Below are 11,884 nucleotides of genomic sequence, written 5' to 3'. Positions count from 1 at the left end.
ATCCGTAAGACCGCCCTGACCGCCGCTGGCCTCGCGTTCACCGGCGGCGCCATCGCCGGCCCCGTCACCGCCGCCTACGCCGCGTCGCAGACCACGCCGAGCACCCACAGCCAGAGCGACCGCAAGAGCGGTGAGCGGGAGCTGGGCGTGCGCTACGAAGCGCAGCCGAACTTCTACTACTGCGGCCCCGCCGCCACCCGCAACGCCCTGTCCGTACAGGGCAAGAACATCAACGTCGACGACATGGCCAAGGAAATGGGCACCACCGAGGCCGGCACCAACTCCATCAACGACATCACCCCCGTGCTGAACAAGGAAACCGGCAAGCCCGACGCCTACCACTCCGTCGAGATCCCCAACCCGGACGCCGACGCCACACAGACCGACAAGCTGCGCGCCGACATCGTCACCACCGTCGACGACGGACGGGCCGTGGTCGCCAACATCGCCGGCACCAGCACCGACACCGACGGCATCACCCACTCGTTCGAGGGCGGGCACTACATCAGCGTCGTCGGCTACCGCGACGGTGGTAACACCGTGAAGATCGCCGACTCGGCCAACCCCGACACCGCCTCCTACTGGATCAGCGTCGAGCACCTCGCCGACTGGATCGCCACCCGCGGCTACTCCACCAGCTGACCCACACACCCACACACCGAAAGGGCCGGACCCCAACCGGGGCCCGGCCCTTCGGCATGTCCCGGGGGCGGGTGTACCTCGCTAGTCCCTGGAGTTGATGTCGTCAACGAATCAGGCGCGGCCGCCAACGTCAGCCGGCCGCAGGCAGCGGACCGCGGGCATCAGGCTGCCGGCCGCAGGCAGCGGGCCACGGGCGGGGACGGGACCACCACCGTCCGCTCACCGGTCGCGGAGCGGCTCAGCCGCCGGAGTCGTCCATCTCGGCACCCTCGGGGACGGTGTCGTCGTCCCGGCTGGCGAGCCACCCGTCGGGCAGGAAGACCTTGCCCGGCGAGTTGGTACGCCCGCGCGGCTGGCCCAGGGCCGCGACCGGGAACGGCTCCGCCGGGTCTAGCTTGCCGAGCAGGTCGTCGAGCTGGGCCAGGCTTTCGATCATTGCCAGCGAGCGGCGCAGCTCACCGCCGACGGGAAAGCCCTTGAGGTACCAGGCGACGTGCTTACGGAAGTCGGTGCAGCCGTCCCGCTCGCCCCGCGCCGGGTTGCGCGCGCCCGCCACGAACTGGTCGACCAGCAGCTCGGCGTGCCGGCGCATGGTCACCGCCACCTCGCCGAGGGTGGGCAGCCGCCGCTCCGGCCGACCGTTGAACGCGGCCTCCAGGTCGGCGAAGAGCCACGGCCGGCCCAGACAGCCACGCCCGATCACGACGCCGTCGACGCCGGTGTGCGCGACCATCCGCAGCGCGTCGTCGGCCTCCCAGATGTCGCCGTTGCCGAGCACCGGCACGTCGAGGGCCTGCTTCAGGGTGGCGATGGCGTCCCAGTCGGCGGTGCCCGAGTAGCGCTGCGCGGCCGTCCGCCCGTGCAGGGCCACCGCGGCCACGCCGGCGTCCTGGGCGGCGAGCCCGGCTTCGACGTACGTCAGGTGGTCCTCGTCGATGCCCTTGCGCATCTTGACCGTGACGGGCACCCCGGCCGGCGACGCGGCAGCGACCGCGGCCTTCACCAGCCGGGCGAACAGCCGACGCCGCCAGGGCAGCGCCGCGCCGCCGCCACGTCGGGTCACCTTGGGTACGGGGCAACCGAAGTTGAGGTCGATGTGGTCGGCCAGGTTGCGTTCCACGACGATGCGCACGGCCGCCGCGGTGATCTCCGGATCGGTGCCGTAGAGCTGGAGGCTGCGCGGCTTCTCGTCGTCACCGAAGGCGATCATGCGCAGCGTCTTCGGGTTCCGCTCGACCAGCGCCCGGGTGGTGATCATCTCGCAGACGTAGATGCCGCCGCCCTGCTCCCGGCAGAGCCGGCGGAACCCGACGTTGGTGATCCCCGCCATCGGCGCGAGGACCACCGGGGGCCACACCTGGTGCGGCCCCAGGGTCAGCGGGCGCAGCGCGGGCACGGTCGACGCAGTCACCGCACAAGTGTACGGGGCCCCGACCGGCGCTTTCCGCGTCGGCCGGGGCCCCGTGCCCACCGTCTCAGCAGCCGGGGAGGCGCTCGATCAGGTAACGCTCGACCTGGTCCAGGGACACCCGCTCCTGGGCCATGGTGTCCCGGTTGCGCACCGTCACGGCGTTGTCGTCCAGGGTGTCGAAGTCGACGGTCACGCAGAACGGGGTGCCGATCTCGTCCTGCCGGCGGTAGCGGCGGCCGATCGCCTGCGAGTCGTCGAACTCCACCACCCACCGCTTGCGCAGCAGCGCGGCGAGGTCCTTCGCCTTCGGCGACAGCGCCTCGTTGCGGGACAGCGGCAGCACCGCCACCTTCACCGGGGCCAGCCGCGGGTCGAACCGCATCACGGTGCGCTTGTCCACGCCGCCCTTGGTGTTCGGCGCCTCATCCTCGTCGTACGCCTCCAGCAGGAACGCGAGCACCGCGCGGGTCAGACCGGCGGCCGGCTCGATGACGTACGGCATCCAGCGCTCGCTCTTCGTCTGGTCGAAGTACGACAGGTCGACGCCGGAGTGCTTGCTGTGCGTGGAGAGGTCGAAGTCGGTGCGGTTGGCGACACCCTCCAGCTCGGCGAACTCGGTGCCGCCGAACTGGAAGCGGTACTCGATGTCGACGGTGCGCTTCGAGTAGTGGGAGAGCTTCTCCTTCGGGTGCTCGTAGAGCCGCAGGTTGTCCGCCGACAGGCCGAGGTCGAGATACCAGTTCCAGCGTTCTTGGAGCCAGTACTCGTGCCACTGCTCGTCGGTGCCCGGCTCGACGAAGAACTCCATCTCCATCTGCTCGAACTCGCGGGTCCGGAAGATGAAGTTGCCCGGGGTGATCTCGTTGCGGAACGACTTGCCGGTCTGCGCGATGCCGAACGGCGGCTTCTTGCGGGCGACCGTCTCGACGTTCTTGTAGTTGACGAAGATGCCCTGCGCGGTCTCCGGGCGCAGGTAGTGCAGCCCCTCGTCGCTCTCCACCGGGCCCAGGTAGGTCTTCATCAGGCCGTTGAACATCTTCGGCTCGGTGAAGGTGCCCTTGTTGCCGCAGTTGGGGCAGTTCAGCTCGGCGAGCGAGGTCAGCGGCTTGCCGTGCTTCTCGGCGTACGCCTCCTCCAGGTGGTCCGCCCGGAACCGCTTGTGGCAGAACTGGCACTCGGTGAGCGGGTCGACGAACTCGGCGATGTGGCCGGACGCCTCCCACACCTTGCGGGCCAGGATCACGGCGGAGTCGAGGCCGACCACGTCGTCACGCTGCTGGACCATGGTCTTCCACCACTGCCGGCGGACGTTCTCCTTGAGTTCCACGCCGAGCGGGCCGTAGTCCCACGCCGATCGGGTGCCTCCGTAGATCTCGCTGGAGGGGAAGACGAAGCCTCGGCGCTTGGCGAGACTGACGACGGCGTCGATACGGTCGACTGGCATGTTTCCTCCTACGCCGGCTGGCGGTCGGCGGGGGCGAGATGTGGATGGAACGGTCGGTTCGGGACAACGGTACGACCACCGTCACCCCAAGCCCAGCAGAATACCGGGGGCGGGTCAGCTCACCCCGCAGACCTCCATACCTCCGGTCTGGCCGTCCTGGCCCAGATCGACCTGCTGCTGCTCCCGGTCGCCGCCGTCGAGTGTCACGTCGACCGGGACGGTCAGGTTGGTGGTGTCCACCTCACCCACCCGGAAGGCTGCCACCTGGGGCTCGGCGGCGGCCCGTCGTTCGAACTCGGCGCGCGACTCGCGCCGCTGCGCGTCGTCGCAGAGCTGGTCGTACGCCCGCCCGTAGTCCTTCTCGACCAGCGCCTGGTAGTAGTCGCCGGTCACGGTGCGGCCCTGCTCCCGGACGGCCTGCACCCCACTGACGGCCAGGCCGACGACGGCCGTGCCGCCACCGCCACAGCAGAGGAGTACGGCGAGCGCGCCGACGCCGAGGCCGATCCAGAGCCGGGTCCGTCGGCCCTCGGTGGGCGGCGCGGCGAACGGCGGAGCCACACCGGGACCGGGCGGCGGGGCGGGTGCGGTCATAGGAGCAGCGTAGTGTCCGGCGGCTCAGCGGTAAGGACCCGCAGCCCGATCACTCTCGGCGACGACCACGGCCCCGCCGGGCGCGGCGGTGGCCAGCGCCTCGTACGCGGACGGTTCGTCGACCGACTGCGCGAGCAACGGAACGGCGCTGACCTTGACCTCGAAGGCGCCCAGTGCCCGCCGGTACGTGCCGACCGACTCCCACTCGGTGACCAGGGACCAGTACCGGGGGTCGTCGAGCGCCCGGACCAGTTGGCCACGCAGGTAGCCGGGGCAGGCGGCCAGCGCGGTGAGGGCGGCGTGCGCCCGTTCGGTGAAGTCGTCGGCGACATCGACGTCGACCACGAACCGGTTGGTCACCAGCACCGGGGGTTCCTCCTCGTAGAGTCTGTGGCATGCAGCGTACGCAGCGCCCTCTGCTGGCCCGTCTGGCCGGGGCGAACCCGACGTCGGTGTTCCTGCTCACCCTGGTGGTGGTGCTGGTGGCGTTCTTCACGCCCGGCGTGATCGGCGGGCTGCTGACGCTCGCTCTCGCGGCGGTGCTGATCGCCCTGTTGGCGACGACCTGGCCGGTTCAGGCGCCGCAGACCCGGATGATCCGGCTGCTGATGCTGACCCTCCTGGTGGCGGTGGGCCTCGCGAAGCTGCTCTGACATGCAATCATGCTTTTTTGACAATCATTATCGTTGCCACGGACAGTTGACGACATGACCAACCGCACCACGTCCCGCGTCCTGGCCGCCGCGACCGCCCTGCTCGCCCTGGGCGCCGGGGCCGGCTGCTCCACCGGCGGTCCCGCCGGCGCCGACCCGCAACGGGTCGACGTGGTGGCCGCGTTCTACCCGCTGCAGTTCCTCGCCGAACGGATCGGCGGCGACGCGGTACGGGTGACCAACCTCGCCAAGCCCGGCGCCGAGCCGCACGACCTGGAACTCACCCCGAGCCAGGTCGGCCAGGTCACCGAGGCCGAGCTGATCGTCTACCTCAAGGGCTTCCAGCCGGCGGTGGACGACGCCGTCGCGCAGAACGGCGGCGACCGGACGTTCGACGTGACGAGCGTGCAACCGCTGCTGGACGCGACCGCCGGCGGCCACAACCACGAGGGTGAGGGTGAGGGTGAGCACGCCGAGGCGGAGAACGCCGGGGGCAAGGACCCGCACGTCTGGCTCGACCCGACCCGGCTGGCCGCCATCGGTGACCAGCTCGCCCAGCGGCTCGGCAAGGCCGACCCGGGCCACGCCGGCGACTACACCTCGCGCGCCACGGCGCTACGCGCCGACCTGACGGCCCTGGACGGCGAGTTCACCCAGGGCCTGGCGACCTGCCAGCGGCGGGAGATCGTCACCAGCCACGCCGCGTTCGGTTACCTCGCCGACCGGTACCGGCTCGACCAGGTCGGCATCACCGGCCTGAGCCCGGACGTCGAGCCCTCCCCGCAGCGGCTCGCACAGGTCATCGAGGAGGCGAAGGAGCACAAGACCAGCACGATCTTCTTCGAGACGCTGGTCAGCCCGAAGGTCGCCGAGACCATCGCCGGTCAGGTGGGCGCGAAGACCGCGGTGCTGGACCCGATCGAAGGGCTCGCAGCGGGCAGCAACGGGGACTACGTTTCGGTGATGCGTACGAACCTGCAGGCACTGCGGACGGCCTTGAGCTGCTCGTGACCACACCTGTCATCGCCGTGCGGCACGCGACGGTCGGCTACGACGGCCGTCCCGTGCTCCGGGATATCTCGCTCACCGTGTCCGCCGGCGAGGTGGTCGCGCTGCTCGGCGCCAACGGCTCCGGCAAGTCCACGCTGATCCGCGCCGTGCTGGGGCTGGTGCCGCTCAGCGCCGGCTCGGTCACCCTCTTCGACCGCCCGTTGCGCCGGTTCCGGCAGTGGGAGCGGATCGGGTACGTCCCGCAGCGCCTGGGCGCCGGCGGCGGCGTACCGGCCACCGTCCGCGAGGTGGTGGCCTCCGGCCGGTTGGCCCGCCGAGGGGTGCTCCGCCCGCCGGGCCGAGCCGACCGGGCCGCCGTCGACGCCGCGCTGCGCGCCGTCGGGCTGGCCGACCGGGCCGCCGACCCGGTCGCCACCCTCTCCGGCGGCCAGCAGCAGCGCACCCTGATCGCCCGCGCGCTGGCCGGTCAGCCGGAACTGCTCGTCCTCGACGAACCCACCGCCGGGGTGGACGCGGGCAGCCAGGAGGCGTTCGCGAGCGCGCTGCGCGACTTCGTCGCCGGCGGCGGGACGGTGCTCCTGGTGGCACACGAACTGGGTCCGCTGCGGCCGGTGATCACCCGTTGTGTCGTCGTACACCAGGGGGGTGTCTGCCACGACGGCGCGGTGCCGGACCCGGCCGGCCATCACGCGGAGCCCGACCACGACCACGTGCATCCGCACGGTCCCGACGAGCCCGCCGGGCTGTGGAGCAACTGAGCATGGAACTCTTCCAGTACCCGTACATGCAGCGGGCCCTGATCGCCGCGTTGGTGATCGGCCTGGCCGCGCCGGCGCTCGGCATCTACCTGGTGCAGCGTCGCCTCGCGCTGATCGGCGACGGGATCGGGCACGTGGCGTTGACCGGCGTCGGCGCCGGGCTGCTGCTCAACCGCTCCCCGGTGCTGGTGGCGGTGATCGTGGCCACCGTCGGCGCGATCGCCATCGAGCTGGTCCGCTCCCGCGGGCGTACCTCCGGCGACCTGGCGTTGGCGCTGCTCTTCTACGGCGGCATCGCCGGTGGTGTGCTGCTCGTCGGCCTGTCCGACGCGACCAGCGTCAACCTCAACGCGTACCTGTTCGGGTCGCTGACCACCATCTTCCCGGGCGACCTGATCACCATCGCGGTGCTCGGCACGGCGATCCTGATCGCCATGATCGCGCTGCGCCCGGCGCTCTTCGCGATCAGCCACGACGAGGAGTACGCGCGGGTCTCCGGCCTGCCGGTGCGCACGCTCAACCTGCTGATCGCGGTCACCACCGCGGTGACCGTCACCATCGCGATGCGCGCCGTCGGTGTGCTGCTGATCAGCGCGCTGATGGTGGTGCCGGTGGCCACCGCCCAGCAGGTCACCCGGGGCTTCCGCAGCACGATGACCGCCGCGATGGCGCTCGGGTTGTTCGCCGCCGGGTCGGGTGTCTGGGTGGCCGCCACCGCGGACACCGCCCCGGGCGCCTCGGTGGTGCTGCTGGCGATCGCCTCCTTCCTGGTGGTGGCGGTGGCGGCCGGGGTCTGGCGGAGGCTGCGTCGCCGGGCGACGCCGGCCGCCGCGCCGACGGCGGAGCCGCACGAGGTCGTGCTGGGCTCATCCTGATCAGCGAAAGGCCGGCGGTATTGGTTACCGTTGCACGATGACCAGCACCACGGGGTACGACGGGTTCGACGGGGCCAGCGAGCTGCTCCGCGCCCTGTCGGCGCCCATCCGGCTGGCCATCGTGAGCGAGCTGGCCGACGGTGAGCGGTGTGTGCACGAGTTGGTGGAGAAGCTGGGTGCCGCGCAACCGCTGGTCTCCCAGCACCTGCGGGTGCTGCGCGGGGCGGGCGTCGTCCGGGGCTCCCGCAGAGGTCGGGAGATCGCGTACACCCTGGTCGACGAGCACGTCGCGCACATCGTGGCGGACGCGGTCAGCCACGCCGGGGAGGGATCATGAGCGAGGGCAGCGCCGCGGTGCGCAACACCCGACAGCGCTCGGCGGTGAGCGCGTTGCTGGGCGAGATGGAGGGCTTCCACAGCGCTCAGGACCTGCACGCGATGCTGCGCCAGCGCGGTGAGCGGGTCGGCCTGACCACCGTCTACCGCACCCTGCAGGGGTTGGCGGACGCGGGCGAGATCGACGTCATGCGCCCGCCGGGCGGCGAGCACCTCTACCGCCGGTGCAGCGAGGGGCACCACCACCACCTCGTCTGCCGGGCCTGTGGCCGCACCGTCGAGGTGGCCGGCCCGGCGGTGGAGAGCTGGGCCGACCGGGTCGCCGCCCAACACGGGTACGCCGATGTCAGCCACACGATGGAGATCTTCGGCACCTGCCCGGCCTGCGTCCGCTGACACCTGGCCGCCGAGGGCACCGTCATGATCACTTTGTCGTCGGCAGTTCTTCGAGCCCGCTGGCAACTACTGGCGACAAAGTGATCATGGTTTGTGTCGTCCCGAGCGCTGATTCGACGGGTGTCGGGCCGAAGGCGTTCGTGGCACGCTGTCCGGCGTGAAAATCTATGCCGATCGGTTTCCGACCGCCGCCCGTCAGTTGCTCACCGACCTGCTCGTCGTCGCCTGGGTGTACGTGGCGATCCGCGGCGCGCTCTGGCTGCACGACCTGGTGGAGAAGCTCGCCGTGCCGGGGCAGAAGTTGGAGGGCGCCGGCAGCGGGCTCGCCGACAACCTGGGCGACGCCGGCAGCAAGGTCCGCCGGGTGCCGCTGGTCGGCGACGAGTTGACCGCGCCCTTCCAGCGGGCCGCCGACGCCGCCCGAGGGCTCGCCGACGCCGGCCGCGACCAGCAGCACTTCGTCGACCAGCTCGCCCTCGCCCTCACCATCGCGGTGTTGATCTTCCCGCTCGGTCTGGTGCTGTTCGGGTGGCTGCCCCTGCGGGTGCGCTGGATGCGCCGGGCCGGATCGGCCGCGAAGCTCGCCGCCGGGCCGGCCGGGCGGGATCTGCTCGCCCTGCGCGCGCTGGCCACCCAGCCGCTGGGCCGGCTGACCCGGATCGCGCCCGACGTCGCCGAGGCGTGGCGACGCGGCGACGACGAGACCGTCGACGCCCTGGCCGCACTTGAACTGCGCCAGCTGGGCCTGCGCGGCAGAGGCCGCTGAGGCCGGCCATACCGCCGGACGTACGTCGGCGGCGCTCTTCGGACGGGCCCGGACGGCCGCCCCGGCGGCGATCCACGCCACCCCCGCCTGCCGCAGCCGACCTGCGGCGATGGTGCCGTTAAGGTCTTCGGGTGTTCTACTTCCTGGTCGTCATCGCCGTCCTGCTGCTCGTGTACGCCGCCGTCCTGGTCTCCTTCGTCCGCCGGGGCAGGAAGATTCCGCCCGCGGCGTACCTGGGTCTGGCGGTGCTCAACGGCCTGATCCTGGCGGCGGTGCTGGCCTGGGCGGTCGCCCGCTGACCGCTGACCGCTCTCCCCTCTGCGCGGCAGCGGGCAGCTAGCAGCGGGCAGCGTGATAAGCAGCGCGCGTTACGGCTTCGGCGGGATGCGACGGCGGACGTCCTCGGCGGTGGACGGGCCGGGCGACCAACGGGCCACCCAGGGCAGCTCGTCGGACGGGGTGATGACGCCGTCCTCCAGGCCGGCGTAGCGGCCGGCGAGGATCCGCTTCGCGGCGGCGGTGTCGACCGAGTCGGTGTTGTCCCACAGGGCGTTGAACAGCGCGTCCACCCGTACCCGCGCCTGCCGGCAGAACAGGTCGGCCAGCTCGACGTTCTCCGGACGGCTGTCCCGCTCGGCGGACGCCCGGACGCAGACCGCGGACATCGCGAACAGCTCCGCGCCGATGTCCACGACACGGCCGAGGAACGCCTGCTTGCGCTCCATCTTTCCCTGCCAGCGGGACATCGCGTAGAACGTCGACCGGGCCAGCTTGCGCGACGACCGTTCCACCTGGCGCAGGTGGGCGGCCAGTGGCCCGAACTCGGCGTACGCCGACGGGCTCTGGCCTCGGCCGACGGCCAGGGTGGGCAGCCACTTCGCGTAGAAGGCACCGGCGCGGGCGCCGGCGCGGGCCTTGCGGCCGAGCCCCGCGTCCGGGTCGATGATGTCGCCGGCCACCGACAGGTGGGCGTCGACGGCCTCCCGGGCGATCAGCAGGTGCATGATCTCGGTGGAGCCCTCGAAGATCCGGTTGATCCGCAGGTCACGCAGCATCTGCTCGACGGCGGCCGGGCGTTCGCCGCGGGCGGCCAGCGAGTCGGCCGTCTCGTACCCGCGCCCGCCCCGGATCTGGATCAGCTCGTCGGCGATCTTCCAGGCCATCTCGCTGGCGTACAGCTTGACCAGCGCCGCCTCGATGCGGATGTCGTTGCGGTCGTCGTCGGCGAGCAGGCAGCACAGGTCGAGCATGGTCTCCATGCCGTACGTGGTGGCGGCGATGAAGGAGAGCTTCTGCGCGACCGCCTCGTGCTCGCCCACCGGCCGACCCCACTGGACCCGGTCGGCGGCCCACTCGCGGGCCACGTTCAACGCCCACTTGCCGGCGCCCACGCACATCGCCGGCAGCGACAGCCGGCCGGTGTTCAACGTGGTCAGCGCGATCTTGAGGCCCTTGCCCTCGCCGCCGATGACGTTCTCGGCGGGCACGAACACGTCGTGGAACCGGGTGAGGCTGTTTTCCAGGCCGCGCAGGCCGACGAACTCGTTGCGCCGTTCCACGGTGATGCCGGCGCTGTCGCCGTCCACCACGAACGCGGTGATTCCGCCGCGCCGGCCCTCGCCGGCCGGCACCCGGGCCATCACCACCAGCAGGGTGGCGACGATGCCGTTGGTGGCCCAGAGTTTCACCCCGTTGAGCCGGTAGCCGGTGCCGTCCTCGGTCGGCTCGGCGATGGTGGCCAGCCGGGCCGGGTCGGAGCCGACGTCCGGCTCGGTGAGCAGGAACGCGGACACCTCGCCGGCGGCGAGCCGGGGCAGGAACCGCTGCTTCTGCTCGGCGGTGCCGAACATCTTCAACGGCTGCGGCACGCCGATCGACTGGTGTGCGGAGAGCAGCGCGCCGACGGCCGGGCTGACCGAGCCGGCCAGCATGAGTGCCCGGCAGTAGTGCAGGTTGCTCAGCCCCAGACCGCCGTACCTACGGTCGATCTTCATGCCGAACGCGCCGAGGTCGGCCAGGCCGTGGAACACGGTGTCCGGAATGGACGCGTCCCGCTCGATGGCGGCACCGTCCACCTCGGAGGTGAGAAAGGCGCGGAACCGAGCGAGGAACTCCTCGGCGCGTGCCACGTCGTCCGGGTCGGAGCGGGGCCACGGGTCGATGAGGTCGAGCCGGAACCGGCCGAGGAACAGCTCCTTGCCGAAGCTGGGCCGGTCCCAGGTGGACTCGCGGGCGGCCTCGGCGACCTGCCGGGCCTCCTTCTCCGAGACCTGCCCGGCCTCGGCCGGAAGTGGCGCGGCGGCACCGGCGGTGCCGGGCGTGGTTTCGGCGTCGGGGCCGTCCGGTGCCGGTCGGCCGTCCTGCGTCGTGGTCACGGCTGCCCCCTCGAAACTCGGTGCGGCTGCGTCGACGTGCGCGACTACCGCCACGCTACCCCCGGTTGTTACCCAGGGGTAGCGCTGCGTGAAGATCGGCCCGATCAGCGACCGCTGAGAGTGTCCGGGTCGTCGTCCTCGTCGTCGATGTCGTCCTCACCCCAGCTGCGGCGGGCGAACGGCAGCATCACCCAGAACGTGAGGAACCAGAGCCCGGTCAGGCCACTGAGCACGAAGGCGATCGGCCGGTCCAGCACGAAGTCGGTGATCAGCAGGACGGCGCTGACCATCGCGATCAGCATGAAGGCCAGGCCGCCGGTGGCCATCCGGTGGGCGAAGCGGACCAACTCCGGTTTACGCCCCTGACGGAACAGCGCCCGGTGGAACGCGACCGGCGAGATGATCATCGCGGTGGCGGCGGCCGCGGCGAGCAGCGCCACGATGTAGACGTCGCGCTGGAACTCGGTGGTCTGGGTGAAGCCGTTGCTGAACGGCAGCGTGAGCAGGAATGCGAAGAGGATCTGCACGCCGGTCTGGGCGACCCGCAACTCCTGCAACAGGTCGGCGAAGTTGCGCTGCCAGCGCTGCTTCTCGGTCTCCTTCGACACGCGCTACCTCCGGTG

The 11,884-nt window shown here is 71.4% G+C and carries 15 protein-coding genes; 9 read left to right on the top strand and 6 right to left on the bottom strand.

Translation table 11 applies throughout. The features are described from left to right. Positions 1–642, top strand: a 642-nt coding sequence (locus AB0H52_RS17325) for a C39 family peptidase (RefSeq protein WP_357948449.1), incomplete at its 5' end; no start/stop codon positions are given. 238 nt (positions 643–880) lie between these two features. On the opposite strand, the gene dusB is transcribed toward AB0H52_RS17325, so the two are convergent. The 4 genes from dusB to AB0H52_RS17305 form a co-directional block, all read right to left on the bottom strand. After that, positions 881–2,053, bottom strand: coding sequence for a tRNA dihydrouridine synthase DusB (gene dusB, locus AB0H52_RS17320; RefSeq protein ID WP_151489112.1), 1,173 nt, complete (start codon positions 2,051–2,053; stop codon positions 881–883). A 64-nt stretch (positions 2,054–2,117) separates the two neighbouring features. Next, complete coding sequence (locus AB0H52_RS17315) at positions 2,118–3,497, bottom strand: glycine--tRNA ligase (RefSeq protein ID WP_151489111.1); 1,380 nt, start codon at positions 3,495–3,497, stop codon at positions 2,118–2,120. A gap of 114 nt (positions 3,498–3,611) precedes the next feature. Beyond that, complete coding sequence (locus AB0H52_RS17310; RefSeq protein WP_151489110.1) at positions 3,612–4,091, bottom strand: hypothetical protein; 480 nt, start codon at positions 4,089–4,091, stop codon at positions 3,612–3,614. Between the two features lie 24 nt (positions 4,092–4,115). Then, positions 4,116–4,457 carry an antibiotic biosynthesis monooxygenase gene (locus tag AB0H52_RS17305; protein ID WP_151489109.1) on the bottom strand — a complete coding sequence of 114 codons (342 nt, stop codon included), beginning with the start codon at positions 4,455–4,457 and terminating at the stop codon, positions 4,116–4,118. A gap of 29 nt (positions 4,458–4,486) precedes the next feature. Here AB0H52_RS17305 and AB0H52_RS17300 point away from each other — a divergent pair, with 29 nt between their 5' ends. The 8 genes from AB0H52_RS17300 to AB0H52_RS17265 all read left to right on the top strand — a co-directional run bounded on the left by AB0H52_RS17300 (position 4,487) and on the right by AB0H52_RS17265 (position 9,185). Continuing rightward, entirely contained in the window at positions 4,487–4,744 is a 258-nt protein-coding gene (locus AB0H52_RS17300) for a hypothetical protein (protein WP_151489108.1), read from the top strand. A gap of 54 nt (positions 4,745–4,798) precedes the next feature. Then, positions 4,799–5,755, top strand: a complete 957-nt coding sequence (locus tag AB0H52_RS17295; RefSeq protein WP_357948444.1) for a metal ABC transporter substrate-binding protein — start codon at positions 4,799–4,801, stop codon at positions 5,753–5,755. Continuing rightward, positions 5,752–6,513: a metal ABC transporter ATP-binding protein gene (locus AB0H52_RS17290; protein ID WP_357948441.1), complete on the top strand. Its 762-nt coding sequence runs from the start codon at positions 5,752–5,754 to the stop codon at positions 6,511–6,513. The genes AB0H52_RS17295 and AB0H52_RS17290 overlap by 4 nt, the downstream gene beginning before the upstream one ends. 2 nt (positions 6,514–6,515) lie before the next feature. Next, positions 6,516–7,388 (top strand): metal ABC transporter permease, encoded by an 873-nt coding sequence (locus AB0H52_RS17285; protein ID WP_357948438.1) that lies wholly within the window; start codon positions 6,516–6,518, stop codon positions 7,386–7,388. A gap of 37 nt (positions 7,389–7,425) precedes the next feature. Continuing rightward, complete coding sequence (locus tag AB0H52_RS17280; protein ID WP_151489104.1) at positions 7,426–7,725, top strand: metalloregulator ArsR/SmtB family transcription factor; 300 nt, start codon at positions 7,426–7,428, stop codon at positions 7,723–7,725. Continuing rightward, on the top strand, positions 7,722–8,120 hold the full coding sequence (locus tag AB0H52_RS17275; protein ID WP_151489103.1) for a Fur family transcriptional regulator: 399 nt from the start codon (positions 7,722–7,724) through the stop codon (positions 8,118–8,120). Before AB0H52_RS17280 ends, AB0H52_RS17275 begins: the two co-directional genes overlap by 4 nt. 157 nt (positions 8,121–8,277) lie before the next feature. Then, a complete protein-coding gene (locus AB0H52_RS17270) occupies positions 8,278–8,886 on the top strand; it encodes a hypothetical protein (RefSeq protein WP_278121434.1) in 609 nt (202 codons plus the stop codon). A 131-nt stretch (positions 8,887–9,017) separates the two neighbouring features. Then, entirely contained in the window at positions 9,018–9,185 is a 168-nt protein-coding gene (locus AB0H52_RS17265; protein ID WP_192580195.1) for a hypothetical protein, read from the top strand. A gap of 69 nt (positions 9,186–9,254) precedes the next feature. Here AB0H52_RS17265 and AB0H52_RS17260 read toward each other — a convergent pair whose 3' ends face one another. Beyond that, entirely contained in the window at positions 9,255–11,261 is a 2,007-nt protein-coding gene (locus AB0H52_RS17260; RefSeq protein WP_357948433.1) for an acyl-CoA dehydrogenase family protein, read from the bottom strand. A gap of 104 nt (positions 11,262–11,365) precedes the next feature. Next, positions 11,366–11,869: a DUF6328 family protein gene (locus AB0H52_RS17255; RefSeq protein WP_357948430.1), complete on the bottom strand. Its 504-nt coding sequence runs from the start codon at positions 11,867–11,869 to the stop codon at positions 11,366–11,368. Positions 11,870–11,884: the final 15 nt, after the last annotated feature.

It is taken from the genome of Micromonospora sp. NPDC050695 (assembly GCF_040654415.1).
Classification (GTDB): Bacteria; Actinomycetota; Actinomycetes; order Mycobacteriales; family Micromonosporaceae; genus Micromonospora.
This window is presented reverse-complemented; position numbering and strand designations above follow the sequence as displayed.

Coding starts and splice junctions, on each gene's coding strand:
- AB0H52_RS17315 (WP_151489111.1), bottom strand. CDS start 3,497: ATGCCAGTCGACCGTATCGACGCCGTCGTCAGTCTCGCCAAGCGCCGA.
- AB0H52_RS17310 (WP_151489110.1), bottom strand. CDS start 4,091: ATGACCGCACCCGCCCCGCCGCCCGGTCCCGGTGTGGCTCCGCCGTTC.
- AB0H52_RS17300 (WP_151489108.1), top strand. CDS start 4,487: ATGCAGCGTACGCAGCGCCCTCTGCTGGCCCGTCTGGCCGGGGCGAAC.
- AB0H52_RS17295 (WP_357948444.1), top strand. CDS start 4,799: ATGACCAACCGCACCACGTCCCGCGTCCTGGCCGCCGCGACCGCCCTG.
- AB0H52_RS17285 (WP_357948438.1), top strand. CDS start 6,516: ATGGAACTCTTCCAGTACCCGTACATGCAGCGGGCCCTGATCGCCGCG.
- AB0H52_RS17280 (WP_151489104.1), top strand. CDS start 7,426: ATGACCAGCACCACGGGGTACGACGGGTTCGACGGGGCCAGCGAGCTG.
- AB0H52_RS17275 (WP_151489103.1), top strand. CDS start 7,722: ATGAGCGAGGGCAGCGCCGCGGTGCGCAACACCCGACAGCGCTCGGCG.